The organism is Calditrichota bacterium, assembly GCA_013151735.1.
Lineage (GTDB): Bacteria > Zhuqueibacterota > JdFR-76 > JdFR-76 > BMS3Abin05 > BMS3Abin05.
This window is the reverse complement of record JAADHR010000199.1, coordinates 122,678-143,459: the sequence shown is the minus strand read 5'-3', so window position 1 is coordinate 143,459 and position 20,782 is coordinate 122,678. Positions and strand designations below refer to the sequence as shown.

The window sequence follows — 20,782 nt, the reverse complement described above, 5'->3', positions numbered from 1 at the left end:
TACCTATTTGAAGAGATTCCAATCTTTTCCAAGTTTCAGGTGTTCGTGGATCTTTTGTTGTACCCGCCCCATTTGGAGAATCTGTTCCTTATTGATAATGTGCGGTGTAATAAAAACAATTAATTCTCTTCGATCATCATGCTTTTCTGTGTGCGAGAACAGATACTTCAACAAGAAAATACGCCCTAAAATCGGAATCGATTTCCCCGTTTTTCGCTTGTTATCCCGCATCAACCCGCCAATTACCACGGTCTCCCCGTCTTTTACAGAAACCCGTGTATGCGCCTCCTGGGTGGAAATCCTTGGAACCCCCTGCACAGCCTGATCCATAACCTCACTCACCTCCGGCGATACATCAATCACTATAGAATTATCGGCAAGATTGACCGTTGGCGTTACCTCTAATTTTATTCCAACATCAACAAATTCCACGTCGGCAATAATTCCTCCCGCAGCGGTTTCAGAAGTCTGGCGCTGGTAAGGCACTTTTTCCCCAATTAAGATGTGTGCCGTTTGCCCGTTGGATGCCACAATGCGGGGACTTGAAAGGAGTTGACCGTGCGTACGGTCTTCAAGCGCTTCAATCAGTGCTTGAGCCTGCCCCCGCTTCAGATTCCCGTAACTCATCAGAACAGATAAGGGATTGACCTGGAAAGGTGAGGCGGCCTGCAACGTCTGGCCGGCTTTTTCCCAGGCGGCAGACAATTGAAGACCCAGGTTCCTCTTGTCGTCCGCATTAATCTCTATCATTTCAGCTTCGATTAAGACCTGCGGTACGGGCACATCCATCTTTTTGATGACCGCTTCCAACTCTTTCACCCTGTTCCAGGTATCTCGAACAATAATGCTGTTGGTGCGTTTGTCCGCCAAAATGGCTGCTTTCTCCGACATGCCCTTTAGATTATCAACAATATCAGTCGCCCGGGCATAGTGGAGACGAAGTATTTGGGTGATTTGATCTGTTCCCTTTAAGACACGAACCAACGTACCGTCGATAATGTATCCATAGGGGGAACCGGCCAAAATCCGATTGAGCGCTTCGGGAAGTGACGCATTTCGTAATGAAACGGTCACATTTCCGGTGAGCGAGGAACTGCTGATCAGGGTTGCACCAAACTCCTGTGTCACGGCTAACAAAACCTGCTGAATGGGTGCGTCTTTGAATGTGAACGAAAGGCGTTCGCCAGAGAAAGGATCGATCCTTTGAGGGACCCGAGGTTCATTTTTTGCCAGATCGCTTGGTTGAACCAGCCAGGGAGCATCCGGAAAATGATAGGTTTTCGGCGCTGTTCCGGCACATCCGACCAGCAAGAGACCCAGCCACGCAATCGGAATTAATTTTTTCATGTGTTCCATCCTGTCAAAACTTCAAATAGATTTCCCTATTCCCATTTGTCAACGCAACCATATTCTCAAGAATCAACTTGACCCGATAATTTTCTATTTTGTCGCCGATAGTCAGTATCTTTCCATTAATGATCACTTTTCTGAGGCCGCCCTTTTGAATAATCCCTTCCAATTGCAGAGCGCGCTGTCGAAGGCGTTTTTTATGTATTGGGCGGCTGTAGAAAAAGGGCTGAAAAGGATTCCGCCCCCACTCCTGATCAAAATCCGGAGAAACTCCTGCAAAAATTGGCGTTATTTTTTCAATCTGAATCTCCGAAAAGTTTGTATCAGGTGATGTGAAAAAAAAATCGCCTGGCTCTGTGGAAAACGTTTCAGATGTGTTTTCGGCCGAAAATCGGGCATTTCTTTTTACGACGCTAAACGTCAGCATCAAAAAAAGAACCGCCAAAATAAAACTGTAGACCGCCAATTTTTTATGCGTCATTGTTATTTTACTGCCTTAAATGAGAAAAATAATTTTCCCGGATATCCGAATATTTAATGGGACATTTCTTTTCGACCGTGTCGATTGAGGCCGAATAGAAAGCGATTGAATATCAACAATAGGATACGTTGATTCCAGATATTTCAGATAATTCCCGATGGCTTTATACCGTCCGCGCATCGTAAGCCAAAAGGTAATTTCCCGCCTTGTGTCTGTTGTTTTCTCCCGACTCTGTGAAAATGAGATAATCTTTACCCGGCTTGAATGCGAGCGATCAATAAAGATTTTCATATAATCGATTTTTGTCCAGGATTTTCCAACACGCCTGGAAATCTCTTGCAAATTGCGGTAGATTTCGCGGTAGTCGTTTTCCTTCCGCGATATCTCGGCCCAGCGACCCGAAATCCCTTCTACAATGGAACGTTCGTGCTCATAATCAGCTCTCACGCGATGGTATTCTCTCACTTTTGGCCACAGGAAAAAAATAATCAGCAGCAGGCTGATACCTGTGGCTGCTGCAGGCAGAATAAGGAGTCGGCCCTTGGGAGAAATTTTCTTTTCTTTAATGTTCATCTCTTGCCTGTACGGTCTGACTAAAATTCTTTGCCATTTGACAGTTGATCTCAAATTCAAGGAGATTATCGGCCTGCTCGTTTTCCGCACGGGCGATGCGGGTAATGATGACATCCGAAAAATAGGGCATGTTCTGCAATTGATTGTAAAAAATCCGCACGTTTGCCCCTGAAAAGGATCTCCCCTTGAGGCTCAATTGCCAATAGGCCGCATCCGTTTCTTCTTCGGGACTATCCGGATCGCCTCCCGCAGTGTCTGTTTGCTCTGCACGTGCCCCCTTAAAATCCGTAATCCACGTGCCTTCCGGAAGCGTGCGTCCCAGAGATTTCAGAATAATGGACCAGCGCGGCTGCTCTCCCTTAATCTCCAGTAATGTTTTGAACTTTGAGCTCAGTAATCCGGTTTTTTCCTCCAGCTCTTTCAATAATTTCAAACGATTTTGAATTGCTTTGTATTTTGCATCCAGAACAATCTTTTTGTTCTGCAGGGCTGTTGTTTTTTGAGAAAAGAAAAATCCAAGAATCAATATAAAAAGGACTGCAGACAACGATGCGATTCGGAAAGCGGCACCCTTTTTTCTCTCGGTTTTTTCCTTTTCTTTAATAATTTCCAACAGGTTGAGAGACTGTTTATTTGACGCAAACCGGCTCTTGGCCAAACCAACGGCTGTGGAAAAAAGGGATGCTATTTTATAAAGCGACTCTCTGTCAAAATCATTTTCATCTATTTCAATGGATTGAAACGGATTATTAATATCAACCGGCAAACCAATTTTGTCTTCCAGATACGGCTTAAAGCCGCTTATCAGCGCTCCTCCACCCAGCAAACTGATCTCTATTACACTCTCGTGAAGCTGGCTTGAAAAAAATTGCAGCGATAATTGAATTTCATCGACCAGAGGTTCAAGGGCTATCTCAATAAAATGAAATAGAAATTCCATATCCTGCTTGGAATATGATGAGCCGGGAAGCGTGATTACACCGTTTTCCAAACGAATCCGCTTCATAACCGATTCCGCTTCGCGGTCAGAAATTCCCAGATTTGAGGAAATCTCAGTCTGAATTTGCCCGGTGCCAAAATTAACATCCCGAAGAAAAACAACCTTCCTCTGCCGGACAATTGAAATTTGGGTCCGTGAATATCCGATATTCAGGAGCAGAACGGGCTCTTTTGTATGACGGTGCCAGGCCAGACGATCGGCTTCCGCCGAGAGAACAATCATCCGGGGCTGTAAGGTGGATTTTTGGTGGTTCCGCAGTCTGTCGAAGACCGCGCTTTTTCGAACGGCATAAACCACACCGTGTGTTTTTTTCACCGCTCCTTCCGTAATCTTCCCCAGGTAATCCGCCCACAATATTGCGTCTTCCACCCCAAAATATAATTGATCGCGGACCTCCCAGAGCGCTGCTTTTCGAAACTCTCCTTCAGGCATATCCGGCAATTTTATATAGCGGGCAATCACATCGTTTCCACCCACACCAACAACGATAGCCGCGTCCCTTCCATGCCAGGCATCTATTTTTTGAGCAATCTTTTCCTCAACAGAAACACTCTCTTTATCGGAGGGCACGGTAAAAACAGCACAGTGGGTTAACCTGAATGTGCCGCCTTTCTTTTGCAGACCGACCACTTTTACAGAGTGATGTCCCCAATCCATTCCGAAAACGGTTGTCCTGGATGTAAAATGTAAACGTCTGCCCATCATTCAGTCAATCACTTGTTTAATGTAAGAATCCTGCCAATCGAGGATTTTAATACCCGATTTTTTTCGCTTCACAATCAAAACCGAAAGGGTTCGTTTTTTTTGCCTGTACATCCCTGTCGAACGAATCCAATATTTTCCACCGCTGCCAAGGGACTGCACTGTCACAACAAATTGCCCTTCGCCAACATTGGTCGTATCAATCGCATGAATGGTTGGGTTGGCCAGGCAATCTGCCAGTCCCGATTGTGCAAAATAAAATGCCTTTGTCGCGGTTTCCGAATTCTGCAGCGCCTCATGTTGTGCCCATAAAAACCCGGTTAGGGCGATGATGATTCCCATCAGCAGCACAAACAGCAGCAGCAGAACAATCAACAGTCCCCCATTTTCATTTGAATAAACCCGTTTCATTGGCTGTCTGATATCATACGCCCTTATTTTCGCAAAAAGCATGAAACAAACAATTGATCCGTGTTGTTCTTCAGAGTAATTTGATAGTAACCGGACGCGATTCTTGTAAGTATGAATTGCAAGTTTCCAATGGAAGAATTCATTTGAACAGCGGCGATTGGTTCTGTGGGATCGTTGATCCATTCCTTCTGAACAGGTTGGTAGAGCTGCCGTACAATCCATTGCGATTCTGAATCCGTCTGAATTTTATATCGGATGGTTTCTTTATTTGTTGTGAGTTGAAGCGTTTCGGGATTGATAACGGCAAGCTCATTTGCGCCCCTTGCTTCAGAAGAAATAAGCAAAAGGGCTCTCTGGGCACTTCGGTAGAAATCGGATTTATGCCAGCCACGGTTAAACCCGATTTCACTCACGTGGATAAGCTGAAAAATAATTCCAAACAAAATACCGGAAAGAGAAGCAACCAGCAAAAGCTCAATAAGCGTAAAACCACGTTCCGCACTTTCCCATTTTTGTCGGAGAATCATTTTGTTTTTCTTACCCATAGCGCCGTAACTTTCCGGCCTCCTTTCCAGGAAACACGAACAACAACCTCCTTAAGAGTGGAAGAGAGTTTTTTGAATGAGGTGCTGCGAACAAAACCCTTTAGACCCTCCGCATCCTGTTCATCGGGGAAATTCCTGGCTTGAAGCCAGTCAAAACCATTTCGATTGTTTTCAAATACAACCTTTTCCAAACCCGATTGTACCAACATCAACGCCTGCGTTCGCTTCTGGAGGTCAATTGTTCGGGCTGACAGGATCTGCAAAGCCATAAGCAATGATGTGGAAATGATCCCCAGCAGAGCAATCGACACAACCATTTCCGTCAGCGAAAAGCCTGCTTCATCGTTTTTCATTGCACGTATGAACCTTGAATCCGATAGAGAAAAAAGGGGAAAGCGCATCTCTGTTCTTTCCCCCTTAACCCATTAATAAAAGGCATATTCTTTGCCAAAGTTCTTATTCAGGTTCGCCACAACCTGTCCGGTTTTTGCTTCATAGTACCAGCCCCCCGTGGCACTGCTCGAATTGTACACATAATTCTTGAGATCGTCCAGAATGCGTTCATGGGTCCGATCAATAACCACTTTCGTGGAACCGGTAATGGGTTCATCCGGAAACGATTGCAAATAGGGTCCGTAAGCATAGGTGGCTGTTCGGGTTTTTGAGGGTCTGCCGCTCTTGTCCGTAAACCAGGTCAATTGTTCCTTAAAAACGGTTTCATTCCCACTGTGGTTGTAATCGGAACTTACACACGGGTAATGTCCATGATCCATTTTGTAAGCCAAAACCGCTTCTCTCAGGGTTACCAGATTTCCCCGAAGTTTGGCTGCTTTCGCGCTTTTCTCCGAGCCGTTCATATTCATGATAACAATTCCGGCCAGAATGCCGATAATGGCAATCACGATGAGCAGTTCAGCCAGGGAAAAACCCTTTTCAGTTTGAACTTTTCGAAACATGTTGACAGTCCTCCTTTTTCTTGTTCGTGTTTTGCGATGATCTATCTATTCTTCCTGTCCCCCGACATCTTGTGTTACAGGCCTGTTTTTCTATTTAATTGTATTAAGCACGCTCATTAATGCGGAAACAAGAGACAATGCAATAAAGCCGACCAATAAAGCCATGACCACCAGCATCGTGGGTTCCAGCGCGGCAACCAGGCGCTTAAGTGTATGATTGGCTTCCTTGTTGTAATAATCGGCTATCTTCATCATCATTTGATCCAGGCGGCCGGTCTTTTCTCCCACAATTACCATTTGAACAAACATGGGCGGAAAAAAGCGCGTTCGGACGACTTCATCCCCCAGATTTTTGCCCATTGTCAAATTTGAATTGATTTGACGAAGCACATTTTCAAAGATCACATTATTCACCACATTTTGGGCCATGCCAAGAGATCGAAGAATGGGAACCCCGCTGCGAATCAGCACTCCAAATACGTTGCAAAAACGCACCAGAGCCATTTTGTACACCAAACTCCCCATAATGGGAAGATGCAGCTTCAGGTAATCCCACATCTTTCTGCCGGAGCGGGTTTTTATTATTTGTCGGCCAACCAGAAGAAAAACTATAGCCCCAAAGAAGATATGGGCATAATAATGCTGAAGAAATTCGCTGCTTCCGATCATGATTCGGGTGGTTACCGGAAGTTGCGCATGAGATTCTTTTAAAACCGAAACAAACTTGGGAAGAATATAGATCAACAAAAACGCCATAATTCCAACCGACAAAATGACCAAAAAAATGGGGTACATCATGGCATTTTTGATTTCCGATTTAACGGCTTCCTTTCTTTCCTGAAAATGGGCGTAATTCTCAAGTACTTTATCCAGTTGGCCGCTTTCCTCGCCCGCTTTGATCATATTCACCAGCAGGGGCGGAAATATTTTGGGATATTTTGACAACGCGGCAGAAAAGGAGTGCCCCTGAGTGACATCATTTTCCAGATGGGATACAATTTTTTGAAAGGGAAGATTTTTGATTTGTTTTGTCACCGTGGATAATGCCGATGCCAGCGATACCCCCGCTCCGAGAAGGGTTGCCAATTGCGTGCAAAACAACATCAATTCTTTGGAGGAAATCCGCACGGCACTGCCAGCCGAGAGTTTGTCCAGCCGGTTTCCGCGTTGCCGGGTTAAAACGACAGGATAGTAGTTCTTTTCTCGCAAAGAATGAACGGCATCATCCAGAGATTCGGCAGAAATGATCCCTTTGTGAACATTTCCGGTTAAATCACGCGCGCGAAATTTGTATTTTTCCATTCTGACTTCACTTTTTGATTGGAATCCCGTTCAAAATTGACCCGTGAGGTATCGTTTCCGCAAAAAGGTATTTCCACAGGAATTATGTTACCCGAAGGATCTCTTCAACCGATGTTAATCCCTCTGCGGCTTTTCGGAGGCCGTCCAAGCGCAAAGGACGCATACCCCGTTTGATGGCGACCTCACGAATTTGATGATCCGTAGCATTTTTCAGGATGAGGCGTTGGAGTTCATCATCCACAAGAAGCAATTCATGAATGCCTACCCGCCCCTTGTATCCGGAACGATGGCATTCTCTGCAACCTTCAGCCTTATAAAATGTTTTGGTCAGATAATCTTCTCCCAATCCCAGGCTTCTTATTTTTTCCGGAGACAATATGACTTCCGTTTTGCAAACATCACACAACCGCCGAGCAAGACGCTGTGCCAGCACGCCCAAAAGGGAAGAAGCCACCAGAAAAGGTTCCAGGCCCATATCAACCAGCCGCGTCACGGCGCTTGGCGCATCATTTGTGTGAAGCGTACTCAGCACAAGATGGCCGGTAAGTGCCGCCCTCAGCGCAATTTCCGCCGACTCCGGATCCCGAATTTCTCCAACCATAATGACATCCGGGTCCTGGCGGAGAATCGAACGAAGCCCGGCCGCAAATGTCAGCCCGGCTTTGGGATTCACCTGAACCTGGTTAATCAGCGGGAAATTATATTCCACAGGATTTTCAACCGTAATGATATTTTTGTCGGGGGTGTTAATTTCATTGAGTGACGCGTACAGAGTCGACGTTTTTCCGCTTCCGGTGGGACCGGTAATCAGAATAAGCCCCTGGGGCCGATGGATTAAGTAATCCCATTTTTTCGATACCTCCGGGGAAAACCCCATTCGGGAAAGATCCAGAATAAATCCGGATTTATCCAGAATTCGCATCACGACCTTTTCACCCCGCACCGTTGGCAAAACAGAAACCCGCAAATCTACAATTTTTTCGCCCGCCTTATATTGAAAGCGCCCATCCTGTGGAAGTCGCCTCTCCGACACATCCAGGTTCGACATTATTTTAATTCGTGAGACCACCATGGCATGAAACTTGAACGGCAGGGTAAATGCCTGGTGCAAAATCCCGTCAATACGGTTGCGAATCCGCATAATTTTTTCATCCGGCTCAATATGAATATCGCTGGCCCGATCGCGAATGGCTTGAGTGAGAATCAGGTTTACGACTTTGACGATGGAGGACCCTTCTTCTGAAGAGTCCTCAAACATTTCCGCGGCGGGCTCTTCGAGCAGGGTGTCGTCCATTTGAATGTCGTGAATGACTTTATCCAGCGAATTCTGTACACGATAGTATTTTTCAATGGCCTTTTGGATATCGGACTCGGATGCCAGAACGGTCTGAATGTTCAGTCCTGTTTTATGGCGCAAATAATCGACCACGTAAACATCCAGGGGATCGGCCATGGCAACTGTGAGTGTATCATTCACCTTGAACAGGGGAATTATTTTGTGTTTTTCGGCAATATCGCGGGTGATAATTTCAACCACGGAGGGATCGATGGCATACGAATCGATTTTTGCCGTGGGGATATTGAGTTTCAGACTCAGCGCCTTTAATAAATCTTCTTCGCTTAAAAAACCCTGATCAACCAAAATTTTCCCCAGGCGTTCTCCTGTTTTTTTCTGCATCCGGAACGCCTTTTCCAAATCTTCAGGAGAAATCAAACCCTTTTCAACAAGAATTTCACCCAGACGCTTGTTGCGGTAATTATTATTCTGTGTGTATTCCATAATACCAATCGCGCGTTTCAAGTCCTGTTTTTGTCAAAAATGGCAGACACTGCACGAGGCAATGCCATCTGCAGGCTGCATCACCCACCGATCTCCAAAAATACTGGAGCTCCTTCTTTCTATCAGGCCGGAAGAATTTGTCTGCCGGACCCCTGTTTTTTGTGCAGGCTATCCCCGGCCCTAAAACCGGGGCTGAAAAACGGCCGGGCTAATCCGTCGGCGGCTCAAATAAATAAACCAAATTCCCCCGAATGTCGGCCACAGCCCAGATATTTTTTCCGGAAAATACAGGCTTGAGATGTTCAGGCAGTGACCGAATGTGACCGGGAACTTTCAGGGTTTCGGTTCCAACAATTTCATCGGCCAGTACAACAAAATTTTTCCGGTGATGTCCCAAAAAGATGGCCGTTCCCTGAAAGGATTTTAAATCAAAATCCTCCGAAGCTCCGGCTAAAAAAATAGCCGGAAAAAACTGACCCTGGTCTTCCAAACCAAGCGCCGGCGGAATTCCCAGGATACTTGCCGCTTGTGTGGGTTTCAGGGGTTTCAGATCTTTCCCCCGAATTCCCCATTTCACAAACTGGACAAAATAAACATCCACGCCCCACCAAAAATTTCCCGACGTAAACAAAAGAATATCCAATGTGTTTACATCTGTATCAGGCATTTCGCGCACCTTTCTGTATTCTCACAAGGGGCAACACAATAAAAAACGTGGCTCCGGATCCCTTTTCACTTTCCACCCATATTCTCCCGCCTATTTTCTCAATCAACTTTTTGGCAATATAGAGCCCCAATCCGGTTCCGTCGGGTTTGTCCGTTAGCGTATTTCCCAACTGTTTAAACCGTTCAAAAATTATCTGTGTGCTATCAGGGGGAATCCCCACACCGGAATCGCTCACGGAAATTTGTACCGTGTTGGCAGGCGTTTCCGTTGCCCCGATTTTGATGGTACCCCCCTTCGGAGAGAATTTGATTGCATTATCCATAATATTTACAAGCGCCTGCCTAATATACCGGATGTCCGTCGTGATCTCCGAAAGTCCCTCCTGAATGAGAATCTTTAATTCTATGGATTTTTCTTGCACTCTTTCCTGAAAGAGACGGATGATTTCCTGTATCAATTCCGGCAAAGAAAATTGAGAGATTGAAACAGAGAGACCCTCGCGATTGATTTCCGCAACCATTAGAATGTTATCGATAATCGTTAACAATCGATGGGATTGGCTCTGAATCACCTGCAAAAACTCCTGCCGGGTTTCGGGATCGTCCTCATTATAATCCAGGAGAATTTCGGTGAAGGATTGAATGGCCGTTAACGGCGTGCGCAATTCGTGGGAAATTGACGACATGAATTCATCCTTCAATTGATCGATTCTTCGCAGATTCACCAATTCTCTGGCTTCCGATAAATCCCGAACCGAAATGATTACGCCTCCAAATGCACCCGATGGGGATTTAATGGATGAGGCCCGAATACCCAGTGGAATCAAATGGCCGTTATTTAAATAAGGAATATCATCTTCCTGGAAACTCTCGCCTTGCTGAGCCAACTGAAAGGCCTTGTTAAATAGTGTGGTAAGGGCTCGCGGCAGAACATTTTCGTATCTCTTGTGAATTACCCGGTTTAACGGCAACTGAAAGAGGGCCTCGGCTGCGGGGTTAAAAACCCTGATTTCCTGACGCTCATTGAAAACAATGAGCGGGTCAGCCATATTGCTTAAGATGCCGGTGAGAAAATTTCTGATTTCGGAAACCGTGCGGTTTTTTCGCTGCAAATCTCTGTAAAGTTTGGCATTTGCAATGGCCATGGCGCCTTGTGTGGCCAGCAGAGTAAACTGGTCCATTAATTTGGCGGAGATTTCTTCCCCGCCCGACTCAACAAAAATCAACAAAATTCCAAGAGGAAGGGAATTGACAACAAGAGGAATAAAAAGGGTCGCTGCTTTCGACGCCATAGCCTTGTCTGGCAAGAGAAAAATTCGGTCATTTTTAAGCGCCCATTTCAGAAAACCTTCCGCCTTGAAATTTTCCAATTTTCGGATAGCCGCAGGAGAAAGATCCCTGCTCTCGGAGAGCTGAACTTCCTTTGTAGCCGGATCCATGAGAAAAAGAGCGGCTCCCGAAAAACGCACAATCTCGCCAAAGGCCTCCAATACCCGGTCCAGAACGACAGAAATCTGATGAGATTCATAAAAAACCGTTGACAGGCCGTACAGACGCTTGTAATCCTCATAGGCCGCCTTTAAGGCTTCTGCCTCAGATTCGGGTCTGGCCATTTCTGCTATTGGGTCCAAATGGTCAATTACGGGCATGTTCATTTTATCTGTAGTCATTGGCCTCTGCTGGATTTCTGTACGCCTGCCATTTTGTTCCTTATCGAGAATCTTTCCGCAGGAATTAATTTGCCATGGCCAAAAAAACAGTGGCCTTTTTGAACTCTTCTTTAATTTTAAGAATTAATTCTCCCAATTCCTCAGCAGGGATTTGGAGCGTTTCCCAACTTTGGGGGTCAATAACCGGTGTCTGTAAATCGCCGCCATAGCCAATCCCTTCGATCCGGGAAATGGCGTCCGCCAGATGAACAACGGAGACCATCTTTTTATAATCATGGGCAAGGCTCGGTGTGTGATGATAAGCAATAACCGTTACCAAATTTTGAGGCAGATTCCACTTGGTGGCGACCCATTCTCCAAGGATTGGATGCCCAAAACTAAGAACTTCCTTCTCGGCATCCAGAATGCGGACAGGCCGTGTCTCAACAATATCCAGTATTTTGAGAAAATCGTCATGAAGATATTCGTCAATAACAACTTTTCCGATGTCGTGTACCAGCCCGGCCACAAACAATTCCTCCGGATTTCCCAATCCGATACGTCTCGAAAGGACCCGGGCACCCACGGCTGTTCCAATGGAATGCTCCCAGAATTTGATTCGGCTGAAGCGCCGATTCGAATAATGATCGTCAAATGCACCAAAAATTGAAGCGCTTAAGACCAGATTTTTAATCGTATTAAATCCAAGAATGACGGTAGCCTGATTAAGGGTGGTAATTTTGCGCGGCATTCCGTAGTAGGCCGAATTCACCACTTTCAGCACCTTCGACATCAGCGCCTGATCCTTTGAAATGATCGCCGCCAATTGTGTTGCCGTTGTCGTGGGATCTTCGACCATACTCATGACGGACTCCACCACCTGAGGCAATGTCGGAAGATTATTTATCTCAGTTACAATACGTTGCAGAGCGGCGTCCATTGCTATCCTTCTTCCGATAAAATGGTGGCTACTTTTTCCAGCAAACGTGACGGACTAAAGGGCTTAATCATAAAATCATCGGCACCCAGTTCAAAGCCCTTTTGCCGATCGGCTTCCTGCCCTTTTGCCGTTAATAAAATCACATAAATATTGCTTAAATCGGGGGTATTTTTTACCGTCTCAACCACCTGGAAACCATTCACTTTGGGCATCATAACATCCAAAAACATCAGGTCGGGTTTGCCCCCATTGGCACGGTTCAGGAATTCAAGGGCTTCTTCTCCGTTGGTTGCGGTATGCACCTCGTATCCCTGCTTTTTTAGAACAAATTCAAGAGAACGCCTGATAAAGGGCTCATCGTCTACCACCAGAATTTTGCCTTTTGTCATTTTTACCTCCCGGAAACGGCCATCCGCCTGTTTCCATATGTTTCATGTGATTTTTCGAGACTTTTGATTTTGTTGATAAAGGTTTGAGCCAATATTTCCGAGGAAAAACCCGCAGCAAAAGGCCCCAAATCGATCTGTAGATTTTTTTCCAGTGTAATGAGTGCATTTTGATATTCCCGTTGAGCCAGTTTGAACCGGTCTTTCATGCGGTATAAATCTCCCAGATAGAGCCGTGCCAACACATAATCGGGATCAACATATAACACCTTTTTGAAATTTTCAATCGACCCGTTCACATTATTCGACCGGAAAAGGATCAGGGCTTTTAGAAAATAGGCCTCTTTGTCAAGCGCATTTTTCGAAAGAATAAGGTTAATGGCATGATTGGCTTCGTCCAATTTCGACAAATTGGACGAAATACGGGCCTTTAAAAACAGATATTCTATTTCCTTTTCCGGAGGAACAATCCGAATTTCACTCATCATCCGGTGTGCCTGTTCGTATTTTTCCAGGGAAAAGAGGCCCTTAATAACTTCCAATTGCTCATCAAATGTTTTTTTGCCCTTCCGGGATTCCCGATGGGTAAGCCGGCCTCCTTCATGTCCCGTTGCCCGCCCCTTTGCGCGTTCCGGGTATGATTTTCGAAGGTTCGGCTCGCGAACCGGTTTTTTGCCCGGAAATTTCTTTTTGTAAAAAAAACTATTTTCATAATGAACGGACTCAAAATCCCTTGAATAGGAAAAGATATTCTCTGAAAACCCGAGAAATAAAAATCCCTTTTCATGAAGCGCTCTGTGGAACCGTTTCAACAGGCTCCTAATTCGTTCCTTATGGAAATAAATCAAAACATTTCGGCAGAAAATAATATCCCATGTATTCCCCCTGCCCACGGGCAAAAAGGTATCGGAGGCCAGATTAAAATAATCAAAACTGACCATCGTTTTAATGGATTCTTTTAAAAAATAGGAATTCCCTTCGGAAAAAAAATATTTGGATTTGATGGATTCCGAAACGCCCCGAAACGAGTGTTTTCGGTACACTCCTTTTTTGGCTTTCTGAAGCGCCACCATATTCACATCGGTGGCTCGGATAAGAATATTCCAATCCAAAATATTTTGAAAATATTCGTTTAAAATAATGGCAATCGTATACGGCTCTTCGCCGGTGGAACAACCGGCGCTCCAGATCCGAAGCGATTCGTCCCTGTTCCGCTTTTGCTCAATCAGTGCGGGCAAAACATATTCGATAAGTGCCTGAAATTGACCTTGATCCCGGAAAAAATAGGTTTCCTGTACGGTTATTTCATCCAAAAAGAGTCTGATTTCTTCTCCGTTTTCATGATAATTTTGAAGAAGATAATCGTAGTACTCTGAGATGGGTTTTCCCAGCACCTTCAGGCGCGTCAAAATAAAATAGTCCAGCGAGTGCAAATTCATATCCGTCGTTCGAATGGCATAGTGTTCCTGAATAAAGTCTGAAATTTTCCGTTTATAAACTGCGTATTCAGATGAGTTCATTCCTCTAACCACACTAATTTGAAAGTCCTGTCAGTTCAATAATTCGATTGGCAATTTCATAAATCGGTAAAACTTCGCGGGCTGCGCCTTTTTCAATGGCAACCTTTGGCATTCCGAAAACAACAGATGTTTCTTCACTTTCGGCAATGGTAAATGCCCCTACATCGGCCATTTTGCGCAAACCGGCGGCCCCGTCATTTCCCATTCCCGTTAAAATAATCCCGATGGCGCGTTTTCCCAGAGATTCGGCCACCGATTCAAACAACACATCCACCGAAGGAACATATAATTTCCCATTCGCAAACTGAACCAGTTCAAGAGTCATTTTCCGGGTTACACGCACATGCTGGTCGTCAGGAGAAAAATAGATCGCACCTGCTTCCAGTTTCATTCCGGTTTCCGCCAGACATGCGCGCAAGGAGCAAATTTTGTTGATATGCTCAACAAGATTCTTCATGAATCCGCGCGACATGTGCTGTGCCACAATAATCGGGACGGGAAAATTGGATGGCAATTTTTCAAAAATTGTTCGTAACGCCTTTGGCCCCCCCGTTGAGGAACCAATGGCAATGAGACAATATGAATTGACAACCGAATTTAGTTTTTCAATTGCCGCATCCATCTCCTGAAACTTTTGGTCCAATAAACGTGACATGGTCACTCCATAAATGATTTGACAACATCGACCAATTCACCCCTGCTAAATCGATTCTTCGAAATATAGGCATCCGCTCCAACCGAAATTCCCTTTTGCCTGTCCTCCGGGTTATCCATTGATGACACCACAATAACAGGCAGGTGGGAAAACTGATCCTTGCTTCGAATGCTCTTCGTCAGATTAAGCCCGTCCATTTCCGGCATATTAATGTCCGTAATCACCAAATCCACAGGACTCGATTCAAGTCTTCTCAGGGCTTCTAATCCATTATTGGCAACCTCCACATGAAAACCCGCACTTTCCAGAATGGATTTCTCCAGTTGCTGTGTGGCCAGTTCATCCTCCACCAGAAGAATATGATTTCCCCCGGCGCGGTGATTCTCTTCTTCAAGATTCTTCTGAATCAACGTTCCGGACAACCCGGACTCAAGAAAATCCTCTTTCAGCGCTCTTAAAATGGCGGGAATATCCAGAATAAGCCCCAGGCTGCCGTCGGCAAGGACGGTTGAACCCGAAATTTTCGGAATGTGTTTAATATGTGTTCCCAAAGATTTCGCCACAATTCCCTGTTCTTCCAGGATTTGATCCACACAGAGAATGAGCTTTTGATTATTTGCCTGGACCAAAATCCCTTCATAACGGGCATTAAGCTTATCAAAATAACCATTCTTCTGATTATTCAGAATTTCATAAATGGATGCCAGCGGAATGGCCTCTTTTCCTATCAGAATCACCGGATAACTGGAAAAGTACATGAGGTCGGAATGCTGAAAGGTCAAAATCTTTTTGACAAAAGATGTTGGGAGCACATAGACGTGTTCCTTTACTTTGACCAGCAAGGCTCGTGAAATCAGTAGGGTAAGGGGCAGACTCAAAATAAATTTTGTTCCTTTGCCGGGGGCCGTTTCAATGGTAATATCTCCGTTCAATTTCGAGATGTTCTGTTTAACCACACTCATCCCGATTCCTCGCCCCGAAATCTGGTTGGCCACCTTCTTTGTGCTAAAACCCGACTCAAAAATCAAATCCAGCGCTTCTTTTTCTGTCATCGCCTCCAGCTGCTCCTGCGTGAGCAGGCCTTTCGCCAAAGCCGTTTCTTTGATTCGCTCACTATCTATTCCGCGGCCGTCATCCTCTATCACAACCCTGATTTGTCCGTTTTCCTGGGTGGCCGCAATGCGAATAATCCCTTTTTCGGGTTTTCCGGCCCGCTTCCGTTCGTCCACGGTTTCAATACCATGGTCAATAGAATTGCGGATAAGATGGACCATAGGATCAACCAACCCCTCCAAAATCCCCCGGTCAATCTGCGTTTCTCCGCCTTCCTGCACGTAATGAATCTCTTTGCCAAATTCTTTGGCCAAATCACGAATCGTTCGTTGAAATCCCCGAAAAATAATGGAAAAGGGGACCATTCGAATATTGACCACATTGTTCTGAAGCTGGTCCAGCAAATTGCTGAAGCGATCGAAATTTTCTACAATCCTCTCAAAGAGGGTATCCATTGTTTTCAGAACGTCACTGCCTTTTTTGGCAAGAATTTGCATCTGTCTTTTGTCCCCCAAACAGGCCCCGGACTCCTGCACAGGATTGTGTTTTTCCTGAAAATGCAAAAATTCGGCAAAAAAATCCCTCATTATCTTCTTGCTGTTTGCCAGGTGTTTGGTATCATCCGATCGGGAATTTTTTAAGATGACCAGTTCGCCCAGCAAATTCATGATTTTTTCCAGATAGACCGTTTTGACCCGTACAGAATCAAACAAAATCTCCGGTTGATGAATGGATGAAGCTGTTCCATTTTTCGATTTTTTGGATACGCCCGAAGCACCTGCGGGGGACGATTTTGCCGTATTCCTTTCAGAGTTCTCGTTCCCTGCAGATTGCAGGCAGGCATCAAATTGGCTTTCCAATTCCAAAATTTCTTCCTTGTGGTCATCCACCCAACCCTTTTTCTTCAGCTCATCGAGCATCTCTTTTAATTTATCCAGCCCCCTCATAAGCAGGTCAATGTCCTGTGAAGACGGCGTTCGTTCCCCCTGAAAATAGGCTTTTAGTATATTTTCCATGCTGTGCGCCAGATCTCCCAGGTCTTTGAATCCGATTGTGTAGGCAGAGCCTTTCAAATTGTGGGCGCGGCGGTAAATATCTTCAAACAGGTCAGAGTTTTTATTGTCCTCATCCAGATTCATCAGGTCTTCGGCGAGAAAGGATAAGTTTTCTTCTGCCGATTCAATAAAACTCGGCAGCAATTCTGACCAGTCGAATTCGTTGCTATCCAGTCTGAAAATCATGAGTTATACACCTCATCCAAAAGGGTTTCTGGAATCTGCGGGGTTGGTCTGGACTCTTGTTGACGTGAACGGGAGGGGTCCTCCTGGTTAAATTTAAAAACCGCAACCAGGTTAAGAAATTCCGTTGAAAGGATGTTGAAATCCTGTACCTGATTTTTCGTTCGCTGAATCATTTCCGAAGAATCCCGTATCACCTGTGAAATTTCCTCCATGGTATTTCTGACCTGATGTGTTGCGATCGACTGCTGTTGAATGCTTTCCGAGATATGATTGGCGACCTCCGAAACATTTTCCGTGTGTTGAAGAATTTCATCAAACGAATCGCGGATAATTTCAATGGATCCCAGTTGTTTTTGCAATCCCTCCCAGGTTTTTTGTGTAATGGACATTGTTTCGTCCGATAAATTTTGTACCTCACGAATATACTGCCGAATGGTTGATGTGGAGTTGACCACCCGATCCGTAAGTTTTCGAATCTCAGAAGCCACTACACCAAATCCTCTGCCATTGTCACCGCTTCTGGCGGACTCGATTGAGGCATTAATGGAAAGGATTTTTGTTTCTCCCGAAATATTTTCGATTAATTCCAATATGCGGGAGATGTCCTGAATCTTTTTGTTCAGCTCCTTCATCTGTCGGACATTTTTTTCAAATTGATCTTCAATTTGCTGAGATTGCTGAAAATATTCCTGAATGATCTGGTTACTGTCTTCAACCTTTTGCAGGTTCTTTTCCGTTAAACCGGAAACACCAGCTGCGCTGTCTGAAACCTTCTTGCTGGTTTGGGCCAATTCCTCCAATGTGGCCAGTACCTCGTTGACGGAAGAGGCATATTCCACAACGGCAGAAGCCTCCTGATTGGTCGCTTCTGCGATCGAATCGGAAATATCCTGCATTTTTTCGGCCGAGCCCCGAATCCGACTGGTGATCTTTTGGAAACTCACACGAATGTTTTCAAACGCACGGGCCAGCAGGAGTAATTCATCCCAGGTTTCGATCGGCACGGGCTGGGTCAAATCCCCTTCAGAAATCCTTGTTGCCTTATTAATAATATTTCGAATAGGCTGAATGAGGTCATACGCCATGTAGCTTAGCAGAAGAAGGCCTAACAAAATAATTCCGATGTAAATCCAGGCTTGATGAAGAAAATTCGAAATGAGAAGAGAACCGATAATATCTTCGTGAATAACGGAAACAAAAAATACGCTTCCGCCATCCACCGGCTTCCAAAGGTAGATTTTGCTGTTGGGATAATCGGGATAATAGGAAAGCCCGGTACTTTTATAATTGAGAAAGGATTTCTTCTGCAATTCGGAAAAAGGAATTTCTTTCAAAGGATTCGTATCCTGACTGGAACCCAGAACCTTTCCGGACGGCCCCACCAAAAGAAATTCCTTGAACTGGGAGCGAAAAAACCGGGTAAGATATGTTTTGGCACGCGACAAATCGGACAAATTTTCGAGATCGAGTGTGTCGAAAAAGGCGCTCAGGTTGTGATCAGTCATTAGGATTTCGTCCATTTGATTCTTTTTCAGAATTTTAAAATTGCTGGACAGATTGATAAAACCGAGCACAAAAACGACAATCAAAAAGAATCCCGAATTGAGCGTCAGCAGTTTCTTGAAAATACTTTCTCTCACATCCAAAAGATTGGTTAAAGAATTCGAGGACGCAATGCCGGCGGTAATGGCCCGTTTTGAAAGCAGCGTAATAATTATTGCAAACGTAATGCTGATGGCCAGTGAAGCACTAACCGCCTGGTACACTTGAATTTGGCTGATTCCCGGTCCCATTTTCATAAAGAGAATGCCGATCAGATAGGCCGAAAAATGGAGTAAGAATTCAAAAAATCCCATAAAATAGTGCCCGCGGGTAATGCGTTTGATCCATTTTTCTTCCAGGGCCGTGCCTTCTTTGTGTTTTAATCGATGAAGTTCCCTCAAAATGGATTCCATAAAATAGACCGGAACCGCCACCGTCAGTAAAAAGGCGATTCCCCCCAAGTCCATATACAGCCGTTTAAAAAAAGCCACCTGCTCGGGACTGAAAGCCAAATTACTCAAAAAAAGCGAAATGCCAAACCCAACAATAATGACCAGATAGGCGGCAACAATTTCAATTAACAAATAAATGCTAATTTTGGATAATTTCATGGTGCACATTTCCTTTGTTAATAAAATATGAATTCACTTCTTCCGTATAGTGGTCAATAAAATCCCGCAACTGTCGCATCGAATTTGCAATACTTGTAGCGCTTTTTGCCGATTCCTTTAGTGTGACCGACGCCTCCTGAATTGCTTTTGTCATTTCCAGCGTGGCAATTTTTTGTTGACTGGACGCCTCCGACAAGAATTGAGACACTTTCACAATTTCACTGGTTTCCTCGTCAATTTTTCCGAACCGATCATCCAGCTCAATAGATTGCTGATAAATATGATCAATTTCGCTTTCCGTTTTACCCGATGTTATTTTGACTTCATTGACGGAATTATTTGTCATGGTTACAACCGAATGAACCTCATTTGTAAAATGCAGAATATTTTCCGCCAATTTTCGAATTTCAATCGCCACGGCGGAGAATCCCTTACCCTCTTCGCCCGCTTTGATAGCCTCAATAGACGCATTCAGTGACAGCATTTTGGTTTCCGTGGCAATATCCGTAATCCGATGAAAAATCCCTTCGATTTTCCGGATATTTTCAATCAGGGCGGCCACCGTTTTTTGATTTTCTTTGGCAATTTCTTTTGTCTGTTCCATTTCTTTCCGGTGACTTTCCAGCATGGCCCGCCCTATTTCGACCAGGCCATAAACCTGATCGGTCGATTCTTTAAGCTTCTCGGCGGTACTGGCAATGCTTTGAGCGGTTTGCGACATTTCCTCCACAGAGGCATCCATCTCATTGGCACTACTTGCCTGTTCATTAATGCCGCTGGACAATTGCTGTGTGGCCGAAGAGGTCTCTTCTGCCGCCTCGTTCATTTGCTGAATCGCAGTTTTTATTCCATTCAACAGCTCCTTGTAATTTACAACCACCGCCTCAAGCGAATGATTGAGAGCACCATTTTCCTGAAATTGAATATCCAGGTCCCCTACGGCCATTCGCTGCAAATTCTTAATGAAATTATTGAAATAGGCAATCATTCCATTAATGAGTTGTGCCAATTCGTTAATTTCAATGATATCTGATTCCTGAAGCATCAGATCATAGTTTCCCTTTTGGATGTTGCTGAGCACCTGATAAAAATCCTGCAAAGGGATTAAAATTCGGTCAACATATTTTCGAAAGAGGGCATATTGAAATCCCATATAAATGAACATCAGGAACAAGAACCAGCCAATCTTGGCTACTTCATGGCTGTGGTTGAACAGATAGTAATAACCCGTCCAGTAAATAATGGCCAAAACAAAAAAGCCGATCAGATTCATCCCCAGGAGCATCCCCATTTCCTGTTTAAACGATCTCTTTCTCATGTTAAACTCCACACTTATTGATGACTTGCAGCCAACTCAAACGGTCCAAACCTCACCCAAACGGGTAACGGGTGTTCCTCCCTTTCCCGGATACCGGCAGA

General features: G+C 44.8%; 19 protein-coding genes. All 19 read right to left on the bottom strand.

The window, feature by feature from the left end:
• Positions 1–3 precede the first annotated feature (3 nt).
• Complete coding sequence (locus tag GXO76_14610; protein ID NOY79081.1) at positions 4–1,347, bottom strand: hypothetical protein; 1,344 nt, start codon at positions 1,345–1,347, stop codon at positions 4–6.
• Positions 1,348–1,360: 13 nt separating this feature from the next.
• Entirely contained in the window at positions 1,361–1,831 is a 471-nt protein-coding gene (locus GXO76_14605) for a hypothetical protein (GenBank protein NOY79080.1), read from the bottom strand.
• A gap of 15 nt (positions 1,832–1,846) precedes the next feature.
• Positions 1,847–2,404 carry a hypothetical protein gene (locus GXO76_14600; protein NOY79079.1) on the bottom strand — a complete coding sequence of 186 codons (558 nt, stop codon included), beginning with the start codon at positions 2,402–2,404 and terminating at the stop codon, positions 1,847–1,849.
• Positions 2,394–4,061 carry a type IV pilus assembly protein PilM gene (gene pilM, locus GXO76_14595; protein NOY79078.1) on the bottom strand — a complete coding sequence of 556 codons (1,668 nt, stop codon included), beginning with the start codon at positions 4,059–4,061 and terminating at the stop codon, positions 2,394–2,396. Before pilM ends, GXO76_14600 begins: the two co-directional genes overlap by 11 nt.
• Positions 4,062–4,109: 48 nt before the next feature.
• On the bottom strand, positions 4,110–4,517 hold the full coding sequence (locus GXO76_14590) for a hypothetical protein (GenBank protein ID NOY79077.1): 408 nt from the start codon (positions 4,515–4,517) through the stop codon (positions 4,110–4,112).
• Positions 4,518–4,540: 23 nt separating this feature from the next.
• Complete coding sequence (locus tag GXO76_14585; protein ID NOY79076.1) at positions 4,541–5,062, bottom strand: prepilin-type N-terminal cleavage/methylation domain-containing protein; 522 nt, start codon at positions 5,060–5,062, stop codon at positions 4,541–4,543.
• A complete protein-coding gene (locus tag GXO76_14580; protein ID NOY79075.1) occupies positions 5,041–5,415 on the bottom strand; it encodes a type II secretion system protein in 375 nt (124 codons plus the stop codon). Before GXO76_14580 ends, GXO76_14585 begins: the two co-directional genes overlap by 22 nt.
• A 72-nt stretch (positions 5,416–5,487) precedes the next feature.
• Positions 5,488–6,018: a prepilin-type N-terminal cleavage/methylation domain-containing protein gene (locus GXO76_14575; GenBank protein NOY79074.1), complete on the bottom strand. Its 531-nt coding sequence runs from the start codon at positions 6,016–6,018 to the stop codon at positions 5,488–5,490.
• A gap of 90 nt (positions 6,019–6,108) precedes the next feature.
• Entirely contained in the window at positions 6,109–7,320 is a 1,212-nt protein-coding gene (locus GXO76_14570; GenBank protein ID NOY79073.1) for a type II secretion system F family protein, read from the bottom strand.
• Between the two features lie 82 nt (positions 7,321–7,402).
• Entirely contained in the window at positions 7,403–9,100 is a 1,698-nt protein-coding gene (gene cpaF / locus GXO76_14565; GenBank protein NOY79072.1) for a Flp pilus assembly complex ATPase component, read from the bottom strand.
• A gap of 208 nt (positions 9,101–9,308) precedes the next feature.
• The gene (locus GXO76_14560; protein NOY79071.1) at positions 9,309–9,767 is read right to left on the bottom strand and encodes a hypothetical protein; all 459 of its coding nucleotides are present in this window, start codon (positions 9,765–9,767) and stop codon (positions 9,309–9,311) included.
• A complete protein-coding gene (locus GXO76_14555; protein ID NOY79070.1) occupies positions 9,760–11,436 on the bottom strand; it encodes a PAS domain-containing protein in 1,677 nt (558 codons plus the stop codon). Before GXO76_14555 ends, GXO76_14560 begins: the two co-directional genes overlap by 8 nt.
• A gap of 64 nt (positions 11,437–11,500) precedes the next feature.
• Positions 11,501–12,355, bottom strand: a complete 855-nt coding sequence (locus GXO76_14550) for an HDOD domain-containing protein (protein ID NOY79069.1) — start codon at positions 12,353–12,355, stop codon at positions 11,501–11,503.
• 2 nt (positions 12,356–12,357) lie between these two features.
• Complete coding sequence (locus GXO76_14545) at positions 12,358–12,744, bottom strand: response regulator (GenBank protein ID NOY79068.1); 387 nt, start codon at positions 12,742–12,744, stop codon at positions 12,358–12,360.
• A gap of 2 nt (positions 12,745–12,746) precedes the next feature.
• Positions 12,747–14,261 carry a hypothetical protein gene (locus GXO76_14540; GenBank protein NOY79067.1) on the bottom strand — a complete coding sequence of 505 codons (1,515 nt, stop codon included), beginning with the start codon at positions 14,259–14,261 and terminating at the stop codon, positions 12,747–12,749.
• Between the two features lie 13 nt (positions 14,262–14,274).
• A complete protein-coding gene (locus GXO76_14535) occupies positions 14,275–14,916 on the bottom strand; it encodes a chemotaxis protein CheB (protein NOY79066.1) in 642 nt (213 codons plus the stop codon).
• Between the two features lie 2 nt (positions 14,917–14,918).
• Positions 14,919–17,210, bottom strand: a complete 2,292-nt coding sequence (locus tag GXO76_14530; protein NOY79065.1) for a hybrid sensor histidine kinase/response regulator — start codon at positions 17,208–17,210, stop codon at positions 14,919–14,921.
• Entirely contained in the window at positions 17,207–19,363 is a 2,157-nt protein-coding gene (locus GXO76_14525) for a methyl-accepting chemotaxis protein (protein ID NOY79064.1), read from the bottom strand. The genes GXO76_14530 and GXO76_14525 overlap by 4 nt, the downstream gene beginning before the upstream one ends.
• Positions 19,344–20,681: a methyl-accepting chemotaxis protein gene (locus GXO76_14520; protein NOY79063.1), complete on the bottom strand. Its 1,338-nt coding sequence runs from the start codon at positions 20,679–20,681 to the stop codon at positions 19,344–19,346. The genes GXO76_14525 and GXO76_14520 overlap by 20 nt, the downstream gene beginning before the upstream one ends.
• Positions 20,682–20,782 lie beyond the last annotated feature (101 nt).